The organism is Bacillus sp. FSL L8-0199 (genome assembly GCF_038005705.1).
GTDB classification, from domain to species: domain Bacteria; phylum Bacillota; class Bacilli; order Bacillales; family Bacillaceae_G; genus Bacillus_A; species Bacillus_A cereus.
The window spans coordinates 3,913,368-3,927,558 of record NZ_JBBOTS010000001.1; the positions used below are offsets into that span (position 1 = coordinate 3,913,368).

Consider the following 14,191-nt stretch of genomic DNA (forward strand, 5'->3'; position numbering starts at 1 on the left):
CCTCTCTCTCCCTTTTATCGTTTTTCAGCGATTCTCAACTTCGCAGAACGCGCACGATTATTTTCTTCTAGCTCTATATCAGAAGGTAAAATCGGTTTTCTTGTAATAAGCTTTAATTTCGGCTTAAATTCATCAGGAATAATCGGTAATCCTGGCGGCAATTGTGGCGTTGTACTATTTCGCTTAAACGTTGTTTTACAAATACGATCTTCTAATGAATGGAATGTTATAACACTAACCCTTCCACCTGGCTTAACCATCTCAATAGCAGATTCCAATGCTTCTTCAAATACTTTTAATTCATCATTTACAGCTATACGAATTGCCTGAAACACTCGCTTAGCAGGATGCCCACCCGTTCTACGAGCTGGAGCCGGAATACCTTCTTTAATTAGCTCTACTAATTCTCCTGTCGTTTCAATAGCTTTATTCTCACGATAAGCTTCAATTTTTCTTGCAATTTGTTTTGAAAATTTCTCTTCACCGTATTGGAAGAAAATCCTTACAAGTTGTTCATATGACCAGCTATTTACAACATCATACGCTGTTAATGGGGCATCTTGATCCATCCGCATATCTAGCGGTGCATCATGATGATAACTAAAGCCTCGTTCTGGTGTATCTAATTGTGGGGATGAAACACCTAAATCAAATAAAATGCCATCTACTTCTGTTATACCTATTTCCTGCAGTTTTTCAGCTAAATAACGGAAGTTACTCTTTACTGTTATAAACTGTTCACCGTATGAAGAGAACTTTTCTTTCGCGTTTTGAATCGCTATCTCATCTTGATCAAACGCTATTAATTTTCCACCTTCAGTTAATTGGGATAATAAATAAGAACTATGTCCTCCTCCCCCCAGTGTACAATCTACATATGTACCATCTGGCTTTATATCTAAGCCGTCTACTGTTTCCTTTAAAAGCACTGTTACGTGTTTAAACATTGTTGCACCTACTCTTTTTCCAATTAATTATGTTGAATGTATCCCTTCCTCTAAACACATATTTCACGCTTAGAGAATGAAATAATACGAAAGAACGACTCATTTAACTTACCAACAAAGGCAACATACTATACAAATCGCTATTTTCTTTTATTATATACTAAATTTTATCATCTTTTGCGGGAATTTAAATAAAAAACTGTCGAAAAAGCGAATAATACGTTTACATTTTGTGCTATTTTGTCATATATTTAAGTATCCAACACAATTTCCATATCTAACATTTTTTGATTGATAATTCAGAAAAAAAAACACTTCACAGTAAATTCAACGGAATAAAAATAAAATCCTGCTCCAAAGAGCAAGATTTTATAGTTTTATAACATGATGTTTTCCGTCCCAAGAAAAAGGGTTTTCCATTACACGATCAACGAAATCCAAACCAAACTGATTTAAATAATAACATACATTCCACACACGTTCTTGCGGTGCACCTAATGGACGAAGTGCGAATTGTATACGGCGAAATTTATTTAGCTGAACCTCATACTTTTTCTCAACATTTCTTTTCAACATTCTTTCCAACAGTTCAATTTGTTCATTAATTTTCAATTCGTTTTTCCCTGCAAACGCACCTAACCCTGGCTCTATTTTCTTTACAAATTGCTGTAAAGATGTATGAATATCGGCAATTTCTTTTTTCGCCTTTTCAAAATGATCATCAATCGGTTCCTCTATTTGATTAGACAACCAGTTTTCACGCAGTTTATCGACATCATTTAAAAACGGATCAATTTCTCTCAATTGCAGATCGAATAAATCTGTCGCTATATCTCTCTCCACATAAGTAATTGTAAGACGAGGAACGACAGGTGGCATTTGAAAACCGACAGTATGGAATACTTGTTGTAATTCACTCCAATAAGCTAATTCCCCTGGACCTCCAATAAATGCGAGCGTAGGAAATACATACTCTTGCATAAGAGGACGTGTTACAACATTATTACTAAAACGTGCCGGATTTCTCTCCATCTCTTCAATCAACTCTTCGTATGAAAAGGAATGCGCCCCATCCTTTCCAACAAACTTCCCTTGATGCTCTTCAAGCAATACTCGTTCATTATCTATTTCCATGAATATATGCACTGCATGAGACTTCGTTTCAATAATCGGTTTGTATCCTAGTTCTTTAATTACTTCCTGCTGATTACGAAGGCCCTTTTGTACCTCTTTATACTTACTTATAATTCGCTTAAAAAATGGAATTTCTAACTTTCTTAATTCAGGATGATGTGAATCAACAAGGATTAAACCAGAATTAGCAAAGATTTTCGTAATAAGATGAGCAAAGAAATCTACATACGTATTCGATTTTTTCAAAGCATCATCAACAAATTTTAATACATCTTTTGTAAAATTTGTTTCTGGGTATGTTTTAAAAATCTCTTCAATCCAATTTCTACAATCTTCAACAGAAAGTTCAGACTCAGAAGCACTTGCCTTTTTCGGATTACGGTCATAAAAAATAGTTTTTTTCATCTTTTTATTTTTCGCTACAAAAGTATGATTAATCTCATCCATATCATGGTCTTCACCCGCAATCCAGAAGACAGGGACAACTTTAACTCCTAAACTTTCTTCCTTTTCCTTTGCAAGCTGTAAAATTGAAATAACTTTATGAATTGTATAAAGCGGTCCAGTTAATAACCCCGCTTGTTGTCCAGCTATAACAACATATGTATTTTCATCTCCAAGCGCTTTTACATTTTGAAGTGTAGATTCTCCCGCTTGTAATTTTGTATTATATTCTAATAAATGCGCTACTAAATCTTGGCGGAAAAACTCCCTTTCACGCAAATCATGTAAACGTTGTTTAAAAGCATCTTCTGTTAACATATAATCAAAACATGACTGTATCTCTTTTTTACCGTTCATATAGTCCGCTACAATACCTTGTTGCGGAACAGAGATTTCTTTTATCTCCATATAATTCTTCCTTTCGTATCCAGTTCTCTCACCAATCCACATTGTAGTCAATGTTTCACGTAAAAGCAAAGAATAACACTTATACTCTTGTTTCTAAACCTTTTATTGCATCGAACAAAAATTGAAGTGTCGGAACTGGTCGTTGCTGTTTCTTAGCTTCTTCTAATACATATCCAACAATCGCATTAATTTCCGTCTGTCTACTCGCTCTTACATCCGCTAGCATAGAAGATGTATTACGAGACGTTCCTTCACACACATTTCGTACCATTTGCCATACCATTTCTTTTTCTCCTCTAATAAGAAATGCTGCCTCCTGAAACACTTGCTCCATCATTTGATAAAAAAAACGATTCGTGATTAATTCACCATTCTTAACTCCCAATAGTGCTGTCAACGGATTGATACATACATTTACTACTAATTTTTTATGCATAATCTCTTCCCAATCCGTTTCTATTTGAACTGGAAAATAAGCAACAGGAAAATAATTGAATATTTTTTTAAAATGTATAGATTGACCACAAACCACTCCAAATTTTGTTACCCCTATCCCAGTATGATGAACGATATGCCCTCCCTCTTTTTTCGCACCATGTTCTACAATACCAACAGCTATATTTTTACTCCCTATGTTCAGCATCTTTTGAAGATGCGACATTCCGTTTTGCAAAAAGATTAATGATGATGCCCCTTCCACAAACGGTAGTACGTCATCTATATGATATTGCTTCACAGCAATAAATATATAATCTAAATTTTGCGCTACCATACTTTCTATCGGTAAAACAGATGGATATACTGTTTCACATCTTCCATCTCTAATACAAGTTACACCTATTTCATTTAATTCTTCAGCTTGCTTAGCTGTTCTTGTAAACAACGTAACATCTTGGTTATTTTTTTGTAAATAAAATGTATACAATAGACCAATAGCACCTGGTCCGACAATTCCAATTTTCATTTTCACACAAGGAATTCACACTAAGTGCCCTTGCCTTCCCCCCTTTATATCTTTTTAAAGCACCTGAGCACGCCCTATAATTCCGCTGTCCTCTGCCCAACAAATATACTCTCATTTTTCACTATGTATGTACCACCTATTAATACGCTTCTACTCTTAGTTTAGCAAATCCTCAAAAAAAATAAAAAAAGAAATATACTATCTTCTTCATAAAAATAAAAAAATGAGTTATACTATTATTATAAATATTTTTACTTTTCTGCATTCAACGAGACAAGAAAAGGATGTGATGTAATGGGATTCCCAAAAGTTGAGCGCTTGCTCATCAATTATAAAACGTTAGATGAATTCAAAAAATTTAAAGGGTGCGGAGCCCAGGAACTATCTATGCTGGAAGAATTGCAAGCAAACATTATTGAAAACGACAGTGAATCTCCATTTTACGGTATTTATTATGGCGGATCACTAATCGCACGTATGAGTCTATATATGAAAAGAAACGGCGGAGAACCATTCGAAATTACAGGTCCCTACCTAGAACTTTATAAACTTGAAGTATTACCAACTTTTCAAAAACAAGGATTCGGGCAAATGCTTGTAAATCATGCGAAACAAATGCAATTTCCTATTAAAACGATAGCACGTATTCATTCAGCTGGTTTTTGGGATAAATTAAATTTCAACCCCGTATCAGTAACTGATGGAGATTTTTATATTTGGCAGCCAGAAGCAAATTTGAATGCGGTTACAAACGAAGAATCGGCTTAAGAAATAAAAAAACAGCTGTATAACAGCTGTTTTTTATTTCTTAAGCTTCTCTAACTTCTCATTCGAGCGAGCATTGTTTCTTTCCGCTACCATTACACTTCTTTTTTGATCGATATAATCAAGTAGTGTTCTATACTCTTCTTCATATACTGATAATCGCTCCAGAAGACGCTCTCTTTCTGTTTGTAATGATTCAACTTGTTGTTGCAACACTGTTAAAGAGTTTTCATCTTTATAATTTTGCAAGAAATCAATAACATCATTCAACGTAATTGACGTAGGTTCTAACACCTTTGTCTCTTTCACTTCATAATTTTCTACTTTACGAAGTTGCTTTGCTTCCTCAATACGTTCTTTATATTGCTTTCTTACGTAAGAATTCCATCTAAACCCACATGCTGCTGGTGTACGAGATAAATTTTTCCCCACTTCCTTAAAGGCAGAAAGTTGTGTTCCACCTTCTCGAATATGCCGGAGTACTACTTCTGCCAGAAGCAAATCTTCATCATCAGTCCAAGCATCTTGTCTTGTTGTCGCCATCTCTCTAGTCCTCCCTATGCATTTTTTATTAAGCATATGCAGTTACTAGAAAAGATAGAATACAACAACTAAAGATTAAGACAAAAAAAATAAACGCAGAAGATATCTTCTGCGTTTATTTTCCCGCAATTACTTGCTGATTACTTCTTTACCTTTGTAAGTACCGCATGCTTTACATACACGGTGAGCTAATTTCGCTTCACCACAGCTTGGGCACTCTACCATACCAGGTACTGATAATTTGAAATGCGTACGACGCTTTCTTTTTACTGTTTTAGAAGTTCTTCTAAAAGGTACAGCCATTCTTCCCACCTCCTTAAAAGAAATAGTTATTTTCATATGAAGGCCTGAACCAGTCTTCCGATTATTTGTCAAAAAACTTTGCAAGTCCTGCCAATCTTGGATCAACAGTCTTTTCTTTGTCTTCTTCCGAAATCACTTGCCAGTCTTGACCTTGCGTCGGTGCTCCACCAGAAACATCATCACTGAAAATTTGCATTGGAATCTCCAAAAGTATATTTTCCTTGATTACGGGCAGTAAGTCAAGTACTTCTCCTTCTAAAGAATGAATTTCAGCTTCAGTTTCAAATTCTTCTTGTGAAGTTTGGAACACCTCAGTTGTTTTAATGTCAAATGGTAATGTCACATCTACTAAAGAGCGAGAACATGGTAAAACCATGCTTCCAGTTATATGTAGATGAAACGTAAACTTACCGGAGCCAAAATCAACTCTTCCCGTTACATGAACAGGATTAATTTCACGAATATCTTTCTCGACCTCTTTTAGCTCACTTACATCTACCATCTCATCCAATGTCAATCCTTTATTTCTCAATTTATTCAATTGATGGATGGACCATTTCATATCATATCACCTCAAGGCAACAAACAAAATTATAGCTAGCCATTTTATATTTGTCAATGTTTTTTCTTTACACTATAATGAAGTCATCATAGTAAATAATATATAGAGTATCACGTTTTTCAAAAAGATGCTACATCGAAAGGAGAGATTACCATAAAAGCTGGTGGTATTGTTGTTGAATATAACCCTTTTCATAACGGTCATCTTTATCATGTGCAACAGACAAAAAAGTTAACACAATCTGATATAATAATTGCCGTTATGAGTGGTCCTTTTTTACAGCGTGGTGAGCCCGCACTCATTTCCAAATGGTATCGCACTAAAATGGCCTTAGCAAACGGCGTAGACCTTGTTGTAGAGCTTCCATACGTCTTTGCAACACAAAAGGCTGAAACCTTCGCAAATGGTGCTATTTCCATTTTAAATGCCCTACGTGTTTCTGAAATTTGTTTCGGTAGTGAGGATGGACAAATCGAAAATTTTTATAATACCATCTCCGTACAAAAAAACGAAGAAGAGACTTTTAACTACCTTGTAAAACAATTCATGGACGCTGGTAATAGTTATGCAAAAGCAACATCGGATGCTTTCTCACACATTTTAACATCTGAAAAAAACATAGATATGTCACAACCAAATAATATTTTAGGCTTCCAATATATGAAAGCAATTCTGTCACAAAATAGCTCTATACAAACTCAAACTATAAAAAGATTTGCCTCTCATTATCATGATGAAACATTTAATGACCAACATATTGCAAGCGCAACAAGCATCCGAAAACAACTCTTTAGCGAAGAAGGATCATTTACAACAATTAAACCTTTTCTCCCACAGGCAACCACTTCGCTTTTAGCAAATTACAAACAAAACTACGGGATATTACATAATTGGGAACAATACTTTTCATTTTTTAAATATAGACTCATGACGATGTCTCCAGGGGACTTACGACATATATATGAAATAGAAGAAGGTTTAGAGCATCGTATTTTATCAAAAATACAAAACAGTTCCTCCTTCTATTCATTCATGGAAGCATTAAAAACAAAACGTTATACATGGACTAGATTACAAAGAGCTTGTACACACATTTTAACAAACACAACAAAAGAGGAAATACGTAGCGCAAATATAGAACAACACGCACCATATATTCGCCTGCTAGGCATGTCACAAAAAGGACAAACTTACCTTTCAAAAAACAAGAAAAAAATCGAACTTCCAATCCTTACTCATACAAAAACATTCGACCATGCCGCTTTAGATATAGAGAAAAAAGCAAACTCTGTATATTTCTCCATCATGCACGAACCGTTACGCACACAACTATTAAAACAGGATATAACACACCATCCTATTCGCTATGATGAAACAACTACAAAATTCCTATAAAAAACCTCTCTATTTCAGAGAGGTTTTTTCCTTATCCATCTTTTCTAAATATGTTAACGCATCATCCAGAGTATCTACTGGTACAATTTTCATTTTTGTTTTAATATCCTTTGCAGTCTCAAGTGCATCTTTATAGTTCGATTTCTCCGCACCTTTTTCATTTGGCGCAAAGAACACTTCAGCCCCGGCATCGCTAGCAGCCACCACTTTTTGATTTATACCACCAATCGGGCCCACTTCTCCTTTTTCATTAATTGTACCTGTTCCAGCTATTTCATGTCCTTTCGTTAAGTCTTCTTCCACAAGTTGATTATATATTTCTAATGTGAACATTAAACCTGCGGATGGTCCACCAATTTCATGAGAATTAATTTTCACTTTCGGATCGACCACTAATTCTCTTTCCGTAACGATAGAAACACCTATACCGACACGTCCATTCCCATTAGGAATCGTCTTTACATTTAAATTCTCTTTCAATTGTTTTCCATTTCTCATGTACTCAATACTTACAGCATCGTTTTCTTTTTTCCCTGTCATATATTCAATAAATTGCTCCGTCTTTTCAAATGTTTTTCCGTCAACAGCTATAATAACATCACCAAGCTTAAGCTTTCCTTCTGACGGCATTCCTTTTGCCACACCAGCAACTAATACACCTTTATTTTCAAAAGATACTGAGCGATTTGCACGTTTATATGCATTATAAATTGCTGCATTTTGCGAATCTTTCATCGCATAATTTTGGCGAAATTGATATTCTTCATCACTCTCACCTTTTTGCAATATTTCTTCCGCTTTCGAAATATGTGTATATTTATTAAACTGTGCCGCTATTAAATTCACCACATTTGCTGGTCCCATTGAAACCGTAACAAGCATAAAATCACCAGATTCTTTCGTTCCACCCTCAACTTGAACATAAGGCTCTAATTTGGCAGCCATTCCTGGTTTTGTTACATAATACGGTAAACGTACGTAAACAAGTAACATCGCCAATATAACCCCTATTAAGATTGCATATATAAACCGAAAACGCTTAAACATTATGTTTCTCCTTCCACTGCTCAATTAATAAATAAATATTTGAAACATGTTTTTCTGCTTCTACTTCTCCAACTCGAATAATGTCTTCAATGTTTGTAAAAGCACGTGAACTAAATTGCTCTACAGCTGGTCGCATCATTAAATCCGATGCAATTTGCCGATTCATTACAAGCTCATGCTGCATAATTTCAATACTTTGCATAATTACGTCATAAATGGACGTAACATCGCCATTCACCTTAATTGGAGATACATCAACAGCGATAACAATATCGGCCCCTAACTCTTTCACAACCGATACTGGGATGCGATCAATGACTCCACCATCCACTAATAATCTTCCATCTATTTTTTCTGGTACAAACACTCCAGGAACAGATATGCTAGCCCTCACCGCATCTGCAACTGGCCCACTTGTAAAAACCACTTTTTCCCCCTTCAATATGTCAGTAGCCACAACAGCCGTCGGGATATCTAACTCTTCTAAATTTTTATTATATGTAAACATTTTAATCATATCTTTGACACGTTTTCCAGCAATAAATCCCATTTTCGGTACCGTGAAATCTAAATAATACTTCCGCTTAAAAACAGATGCCAATTTATACAATCTTTCAACGTTACTACTTGCCGCATAAAACGTACCTATTAGCGCCCCCATACTACTTCCTGCAATCATGTGAATAGGGATACCCGCTTCCCTTAAAACCTTTATTACACCAATATGAGCAAACCCTTTCGCTCCTCCAGACCCAAGTGCTAAACCAATCTTTGGTTCTTTCATTTTTCTCACCCTTTAATTTTTTTCATTCCTTTTTCATACTTATGGTCTAAATTCACTACGTATCCACGTATACTGAAATGAACGTTTTTTGGGACAAAGGGGGATTTACTTACATGTATGAAAAATGGAAAACCGCTTTCCTTACCATATCAACGCTATTTTTAACCTTTTCTCTTGTACTCCACCCCCAAGCCGCTTTGCAAGCTTCTATTCGCGGGTTAAATATATGGTGGGAAGTTGTATTCCCTTCACTACTACCGTTTTTCATCATTGCGGAACTTCTAATTAGTATCGGTGTTGTAAAATTTATTGGCGTTATATTAGAACCACTCATGCGCCCACTTTTTCGCGTTCCAGGGATAGGCGGATTTGTTTGGGCGATGGGAATGGCTTCTGGTTTCCCTGCAGGCGCCAAATTAAGCGCTAGACTACGAAAAAGCAATCTTTTAACTCAGATTGAAGCGGAGCGCCTCGTTTCTTTCACAAATTCTTCCAATCCACTTTTTATTTTCGGTGCTGTGTCTATCGGTTTTTTTAATAATCCGAAATTAGGAATTATATTAGCCGCTGCCCATTATTTCAGTAACTTTGCTGTCGGATTAATTATGCGTTTTTACGGCGATAATACCGCTTACAAAAATAATACACACACTACAAAAAAACGTCGCTTTCAAAACCCTTTTTTAATTCTTCACGAGACACGCTTACAAGAAAAAAGACCAATTGGTAAATTACTTGGGGATGCCATTGTTTCTTCTATTCAAACATTACTTATGATTGGCGGATTTATTATTTTATTCTCTGTGTTAAATAAAATGATTACTGTATTCCACATTACAGCAGCTCTTTCTTTTATTATGCAACATATTTTATCATTCTTCCAACTAAGTACAGATTTTAGTATACCTATATTATCAGGTATTTTCGAAATGACACTCGGAAGCCAAATGATTAGTCAAATAAATGAAACACCACTCTTACAACAAGCTATGGTAACAAGCTTCATTTTAGCATTTAGCGGTCTTTCTATTCAGGCACAAGTTGCTAGCATATTAGCTGAAACAGATATCCGATTTAAACCCTATTTTTTCGCACGAATTATTCAAAGTATTCTTGCCCCTATTTTTACATTTGTATTTTGGACACCATTTTATGAGAAAGTGAGTTCTTTCTCATCTATGCCAAAAGATATTCCTGTATTTTTATCCGAGCATCCTTCTATACTACATGAACTTTGGACATCTTTTATACATTATGGACCAATTTTTACATTATTTTGTCTATACTTATATGTTATTTTATTATTTTTGCGCACATATAAAGAAAAACCCCGTTCACTTTAACGGGGTTTGAAACTTTTCTTTTAAAGCACGCTCTACAATAGGAGGTACAAGATCTACTACACTTCCTCCATACCTCGCAACTTCTTTTACAATACTCGAGCTTAAAAATGAATATTGGTTGTTTGTCATAATAAAAAATGTTTCAATATTTTCATCTAATTTTCGATTCATAGAAGTAATTTGCATCTCATATTCAAAATCAGAAACTGCTCGTAAACCACGTAATATTGCATTTGCATTACGCATTTTTGCATACTCTACTAATAGCCCACTATGCGAATCTACCTTTACATTCGGGATATCCTTTGTCGCTTCTCGAATTAGTTCTAATCGCTCTTCAACTGAAAAGAATGGTTTTTTTGATGAATTGTTTAAAACGACTACGTACACCTCATCAAATACTTTTGCTCCCCTTTTAATAATATCCAGATGCCCAAGGGTAATTGGATCAAAACTTCCTGAAGAAATAGCTATACTTGTCATTCTGTCCCCTCACCTTCATACTTATAAATCGATATTGCAGTAATCCCATAATTCTCAGCTCGTACTTTTACAAGCCTTCCTATTGAATTAGGTAAAACTACATCATTACCATGCTCTGCCATAATTAATCCATCACTATGTAGCAATCCATGTTGATCCATTACACTAATTAAAGATACAATTTTTTGCTCTTTATATGGAGGATCTATTAATATAAGATCGAATGACATTTCACGTTTTATTAACGCCTTTACTGCACGTTCAGCATCATTTCGATATACTTCAGCTTGTTCCTGTACTCTACAACTTTCTAAATTTTGATGAATTACTTTTATTGCTTTACTATCCCGATCAACAAAAATTACTTTATCGATCCCTCTGCTCAAAGCCTCAATTCCAAGACCACCACTACCACCAAATAAATCAAGGGCGATACCACCATCAAAATAAGGACCTATCATATTAAAAATAGATTCTTTTACTTTATCTGTCGTTGGACGTGTTGTATTACCAGGAACCGCTTTAAGTGGGTGTCCTTTACATTTTCCTGAAACTACTCTCATCTGTTGTCACTACCTTTATTTCAATCTATCGAGCGATTATAGAAAGCCATTCCCACTTCGGTAACAGTTAACAAACCACATTCACCTAACTATAGAAAAACTCGGCCTCAAATAACCTCTCGTTATTTTTATGTATTCATCTCATCATTCACTAATATGAACCCAATATGTATATTAGTTCCACTTTATCTTTTTTATCCTATCACAAAATAAAAAAAAGAAAAATAAAAAGCCCAACATAAAATTTAATTTCATTATGTATATCTTCATTTAGATTGGACATAAATAATTATAACAACATCACCTTCGATGTTGTTGCCAACCGCGGAGAAGACTTACGTTTCCCCATAAGTTCTTCCTCCGGTTTCTCCTCTCCCTTTGCCTTCTTACTAGTACATGCTAGTATAAGAAGGGCCCTGCTATGCAGGGTTTTTTTTCTTTGTGTGCTTTTCATTTAAAAAGTGAAATGGTACAGTAAAAGAAAGAGGAGGAAAAGATATGATTCAACGCTTTATAGAACTTGGAGAAGGCTACTCTGATTTATATGAATTACTTGAAATTGCCAAAACAAATCAAGAACGTATAGCACATATGTTACAATTTGAAACGATAAAAAACGATAAAAAAGTGTGTTCGCTTGTTGTAATATTAAAACCAACTACTACTGGTGATTTCCAACCATTATACATATGTCGTGAAGGCATTCCTGTATTTGAAAATAAAAAAAGTAAACGTGTCATTTTATTTGAAGAAACGGCAGAACAACTCGGAAAAAAAGTGGCTACCTTTACTGTAAAACCATCTACAACTTTCCCAGAAAAAGAACTATTTTTTAATCATTTAATTGGTATTTTACGAATGAACAATTTCATTCCTCCGATGAAATAACGTGTTATTTCAAGTGAAAAATCCCCGGCTAAATTTAGCAGGGGATTTTTTCTATTAGCTATAATCGTATTCTTTTGCTCGATCAGGACGGGAATTTTCAAATTCCGTTTTTAAATACGGGCGATACGACTGTTCTATCTTTTTCACAAAAGGAAGTTTGTTCAACTTATGCATCATATGCTCAATTTGTTCCATATCACAATATACTACAGCATATTTTAATCGTTTTGATATGTAATGTATGTTACCATATTTCCTTAAAATCTTGGCATGTTTCAATGAATGTAAATAAACAATCATACTTTGTCGTTGCCCGAACATAATCTTCTCCATCTTCTCCTTTTAAAAACATATATTTTATATTCTATGAAAACCAATCAGAAATTTATAACATTACAGGACAAACTCTGTATACGTTTTCTTCCAACTTCTAAAAAACGGGGTACATCACCCCGTTTTTTTACAACCACAACCTCCGCCAGTACCACAACCTCCACCACAGCCACCAGCATCAAAGAATGGATTTCCTGTTGGCACTTTAATGGAAGAAGACACTTCCGAACCGATTGCTACACTAACTTCGTCTAATAACTTCTGCAAAGCAGTTTCTGCTCTTTTAAAAGCTGCAACCTTATCATGTAAGTCCACAGAACGCTTTAATTCTCTCATTTTCATCGACACGGTAGTATAGTCAGGATGGTATTTTCCAAAACGCTGTACTTCCTCATACCGTTCTTTCATCGCTGTAAATTGCTGAATTAGCGTCTGAAGTTCCATATCTTCATGTAATTCTCTATAATACTTACGATAATCTTCTGCTATATCTGAACAGATAATCGCTTTTGCAAGCTGCTCTGCCTTATCTAATATTAATACGCTTTCTAGCGTCGCTACAATCATGAGAGACACCTCCGAGTATCCATCATACCACATTTAGATTAGAACTACTAATTGAAGTGACTTACTCAAAAGAAAGATATAACGTAACTATTTTTACACTATATCCGTACACACTTATACATTAATATGTTCCGCTATATTATATTTAAGAACATCCCATTTTCCACTATTTTGTTTCACATAACTAATACACGCATTTTTTAATGGTGTCTTAAATGTAATTTCATCTGGTTCAATGGCATGTAAAATCGCTTTTATCGCGTGTGAGTGAGCAACAATAATAATACGTTTGCCAAAATGAGTTGTCGCAACATCTTCTAAAGCAGCAAAGCAACGAGCTACAATCTCTTCATCTCGCTCCATACCTTCTACTTTACCCTCAGCAATCAACTCTCTAACAGCCGCAACCGGCTTCCCTGAAGCTTCTCCAAAATTCCGTTCAACAAATCGCTCATCTAATAAAATCGATTGTAATCCAACTGCCGTTGCGATTTCATTAGCCGTTTCTTGCGCTCTAATTAACGGGCTACTTATAATGATATCCCACGTTTCTTCTTGTAAAGCAGCTGCACTTTGACTCGCTTGCTTCTTACCAACTTCATTAAGCGGAATATCTTCTCGCCCCTGAATAATTTCTTGAAAATTCCAATCAGTTTGTCCATGTCGTACTAAACAAATTTCCGTCATGCTGCAACTCCTTTTTAAATAATCAACTTCT

At 35.2% G+C, this 14,191-nt stretch carries 17 protein-coding genes; 4 read left to right on the forward strand and 13 right to left on the reverse strand.

The genetic code is table 11. The features are described from left to right. Positions 1–14: 14 nt before the first annotated feature. The 3 genes from rsmH to panE all read right to left on the reverse strand — a co-directional run bounded on the left by rsmH (position 15) and on the right by panE (position 3,897). On the reverse strand, positions 15–947 hold the full coding sequence (gene rsmH / locus NST86_RS19905; RefSeq protein ID WP_000472508.1) for a 16S rRNA (cytosine(1402)-N(4))-methyltransferase RsmH: 933 nt from the start codon (positions 945–947) through the stop codon (positions 15–17). A 369-nt stretch (positions 948–1,316) separates the two neighbouring features. Then, positions 1,317–2,933 carry a bacillithiol biosynthesis cysteine-adding enzyme BshC gene (gene bshC / locus NST86_RS19910; protein WP_000403029.1) on the reverse strand — a complete coding sequence of 539 codons (1,617 nt, stop codon included), beginning with the start codon at positions 2,931–2,933 and terminating at the stop codon, positions 1,317–1,319. 79 nt (positions 2,934–3,012) lie between these two features. Continuing rightward, positions 3,013–3,897, reverse strand: coding sequence for a 2-dehydropantoate 2-reductase (gene panE, locus NST86_RS19915; RefSeq protein WP_016118560.1), 885 nt, complete (start codon positions 3,895–3,897; stop codon positions 3,013–3,015). Between the two features lie 294 nt (positions 3,898–4,191). Between panE and NST86_RS19920 the strand changes: the two genes are divergently transcribed. Then, the gene (locus NST86_RS19920) at positions 4,192–4,665 is read left to right on the forward strand and encodes an N-acetyltransferase (protein WP_000506695.1); all 474 of its coding nucleotides are present in this window, start codon (positions 4,192–4,194) and stop codon (positions 4,663–4,665) included. Between the two features lie 33 nt (positions 4,666–4,698). Here NST86_RS19920 and NST86_RS19925 read toward each other — a convergent pair whose 3' ends face one another. The 3 genes from NST86_RS19925 to NST86_RS19935 all read right to left on the reverse strand — a co-directional run bounded on the left by NST86_RS19925 (position 4,699) and on the right by NST86_RS19935 (position 6,070). Continuing rightward, positions 4,699–5,205 carry an RsfA family transcriptional regulator gene (locus tag NST86_RS19925; RefSeq protein WP_000246468.1) on the reverse strand — a complete coding sequence of 169 codons (507 nt, stop codon included), beginning with the start codon at positions 5,203–5,205 and terminating at the stop codon, positions 4,699–4,701. Positions 5,206–5,334: 129 nt separating this feature from the next. Then, the gene (rpmF, locus tag NST86_RS19930; protein WP_001984764.1) at positions 5,335–5,508 is read right to left on the reverse strand and encodes a 50S ribosomal protein L32; all 174 of its coding nucleotides are present in this window, start codon (positions 5,506–5,508) and stop codon (positions 5,335–5,337) included. Positions 5,509–5,569: 61 nt separating this feature from the next. Next, positions 5,570–6,070 (reverse strand): YceD family protein, encoded by a 501-nt coding sequence (locus NST86_RS19935; protein ID WP_000872149.1) that lies wholly within the window; start codon positions 6,068–6,070, stop codon positions 5,570–5,572. A 213-nt stretch (positions 6,071–6,283) separates the two neighbouring features. Here NST86_RS19935 and NST86_RS19940 point away from each other — a divergent pair, with 213 nt between their 5' ends. Beyond that, the gene (locus NST86_RS19940; RefSeq protein WP_016118561.1) at positions 6,284–7,465 is read left to right on the forward strand and encodes a nucleotidyltransferase; all 1,182 of its coding nucleotides are present in this window, start codon (positions 6,284–6,286) and stop codon (positions 7,463–7,465) included. Positions 7,466–7,474: 9 nt separating this feature from the next. Here NST86_RS19940 and NST86_RS19945 read toward each other — a convergent pair whose 3' ends face one another. Together NST86_RS19945 and NST86_RS19950 are read right to left on the reverse strand one after the other, a co-directional pair. Beyond that, positions 7,475–8,512, reverse strand: coding sequence for a SepM family pheromone-processing serine protease (locus tag NST86_RS19945; RefSeq protein ID WP_016118562.1), 1,038 nt, complete (start codon positions 8,510–8,512; stop codon positions 7,475–7,477). After that, positions 8,505–9,296, reverse strand: coding sequence for a patatin-like phospholipase family protein (locus NST86_RS19950; RefSeq protein ID WP_000662590.1), 792 nt, complete (start codon positions 9,294–9,296; stop codon positions 8,505–8,507). Before NST86_RS19950 ends, NST86_RS19945 begins: the two co-directional genes overlap by 8 nt. Before the next feature lie 113 nt (positions 9,297–9,409). On the opposite strand from NST86_RS19950, the gene ylbJ reads away from it, so the two are divergent. After that, positions 9,410–10,639 carry a sporulation integral membrane protein YlbJ gene (gene ylbJ, locus NST86_RS19955; RefSeq protein ID WP_016118563.1) on the forward strand — a complete coding sequence of 410 codons (1,230 nt, stop codon included), beginning with the start codon at positions 9,410–9,412 and terminating at the stop codon, positions 10,637–10,639. On the opposite strand, the gene coaD is transcribed toward ylbJ, so the two are convergent. After that, positions 10,631–11,122, reverse strand: coding sequence for a pantetheine-phosphate adenylyltransferase (coaD, locus tag NST86_RS19960; RefSeq protein ID WP_000200601.1), 492 nt, complete (start codon positions 11,120–11,122; stop codon positions 10,631–10,633). The two genes, ylbJ and coaD, sit on opposite strands and share 9 nt — an antisense overlap. Further along, positions 11,119–11,685, reverse strand: a complete 567-nt coding sequence (rsmD, locus tag NST86_RS19965; RefSeq protein ID WP_001266981.1) for a 16S rRNA (guanine(966)-N(2))-methyltransferase RsmD — start codon at positions 11,683–11,685, stop codon at positions 11,119–11,121. The genes coaD and rsmD overlap by 4 nt, the downstream gene beginning before the upstream one ends. Before the next feature lie 498 nt (positions 11,686–12,183). Here rsmD and NST86_RS19970 point away from each other — a divergent pair, with 498 nt between their 5' ends. After that, the gene (locus NST86_RS19970; RefSeq protein ID WP_000616017.1) at positions 12,184–12,573 is read left to right on the forward strand and encodes a DUF7147 family protein; all 390 of its coding nucleotides are present in this window, start codon (positions 12,184–12,186) and stop codon (positions 12,571–12,573) included. Positions 12,574–12,627: 54 nt separating this feature from the next. Here NST86_RS19970 and NST86_RS19975 read toward each other — a convergent pair whose 3' ends face one another. The 3 genes from NST86_RS19975 to NST86_RS19985 all read right to left on the reverse strand — a co-directional run bounded on the left by NST86_RS19975 (position 12,628) and on the right by NST86_RS19985 (position 14,160). After that, positions 12,628–12,894 carry a YlbG family protein gene (locus tag NST86_RS19975; RefSeq protein ID WP_002082261.1) on the reverse strand — a complete coding sequence of 89 codons (267 nt, stop codon included), beginning with the start codon at positions 12,892–12,894 and terminating at the stop codon, positions 12,628–12,630. A 126-nt stretch (positions 12,895–13,020) separates the two neighbouring features. Next, entirely contained in the window at positions 13,021–13,473 is a 453-nt protein-coding gene (locus tag NST86_RS19980; protein WP_000634366.1) for a YlbF family regulator, read from the reverse strand. A gap of 114 nt (positions 13,474–13,587) precedes the next feature. Continuing rightward, positions 13,588–14,160, reverse strand: coding sequence for a histidine phosphatase family protein (locus NST86_RS19985; protein WP_000134947.1), 573 nt, complete (start codon positions 14,158–14,160; stop codon positions 13,588–13,590). Positions 14,161–14,191 lie beyond the last annotated feature (31 nt).

Bases quoted from the DNA above. Each gene is read 5' to 3' on its own strand.
- rsmH (WP_000472508.1), bottom strand. From the start codon at position 947: ATGTTTAAACACGTAACAGTGCTTTTAAAGGAAACAGTAGACGGCTTA.
- bshC (WP_000403029.1), bottom strand. From the start codon at position 2,933: ATGGAGATAAAAGAAATCTCTGTTCCGCAACAAGGTATTGTAGCGGAC.
- panE (WP_016118560.1), bottom strand. From the start codon at position 3,897: ATGAAAATTGGAATTGTCGGACCAGGTGCTATTGGTCTATTGTATACA.
- NST86_RS19920 (WP_000506695.1), top strand. From the start codon at position 4,192: ATGGGATTCCCAAAAGTTGAGCGCTTGCTCATCAATTATAAAACGTTA.
- NST86_RS19925 (WP_000246468.1), bottom strand. From the start codon at position 5,205: ATGGCGACAACAAGACAAGATGCTTGGACTGATGATGAAGATTTGCTT.
- rpmF (WP_001984764.1), bottom strand. From the start codon at position 5,508: ATGGCTGTACCTTTTAGAAGAACTTCTAAAACAGTAAAAAGAAAGCGT.
- NST86_RS19935 (WP_000872149.1), bottom strand. From the start codon at position 6,070: ATGAAATGGTCCATCCATCAATTGAATAAATTGAGAAATAAAGGATTG.
- NST86_RS19945 (WP_016118562.1), bottom strand. From the start codon at position 8,512: ATGTTTAAGCGTTTTCGGTTTATATATGCAATCTTAATAGGGGTTATA.
- NST86_RS19950 (WP_000662590.1), bottom strand. From the start codon at position 9,296: ATGAAAGAACCAAAGATTGGTTTAGCACTTGGGTCTGGAGGAGCGAAA.
- ylbJ (WP_016118563.1), top strand. From the start codon at position 9,410: ATGTATGAAAAATGGAAAACCGCTTTCCTTACCATATCAACGCTATTT.
- coaD (WP_000200601.1), bottom strand. From the start codon at position 11,122: ATGACAAGTATAGCTATTTCTTCAGGAAGTTTTGATCCAATTACCCTT.
- rsmD (WP_001266981.1), bottom strand. From the start codon at position 11,685: ATGAGAGTAGTTTCAGGAAAATGTAAAGGACACCCACTTAAAGCGGTT.
- NST86_RS19970 (WP_000616017.1), top strand. From the start codon at position 12,184: ATGATTCAACGCTTTATAGAACTTGGAGAAGGCTACTCTGATTTATAT.
- NST86_RS19975 (WP_002082261.1), bottom strand. From the start codon at position 12,894: ATGTTCGGGCAACGACAAAGTATGATTGTTTATTTACATTCATTGAAA.
- NST86_RS19980 (WP_000634366.1), bottom strand. From the start codon at position 13,473: ATGATTGTAGCGACGCTAGAAAGCGTATTAATATTAGATAAGGCAGAG.
- NST86_RS19985 (WP_000134947.1), bottom strand. From the start codon at position 14,160: ATGACGGAAATTTGTTTAGTACGACATGGACAAACTGATTGGAATTTT.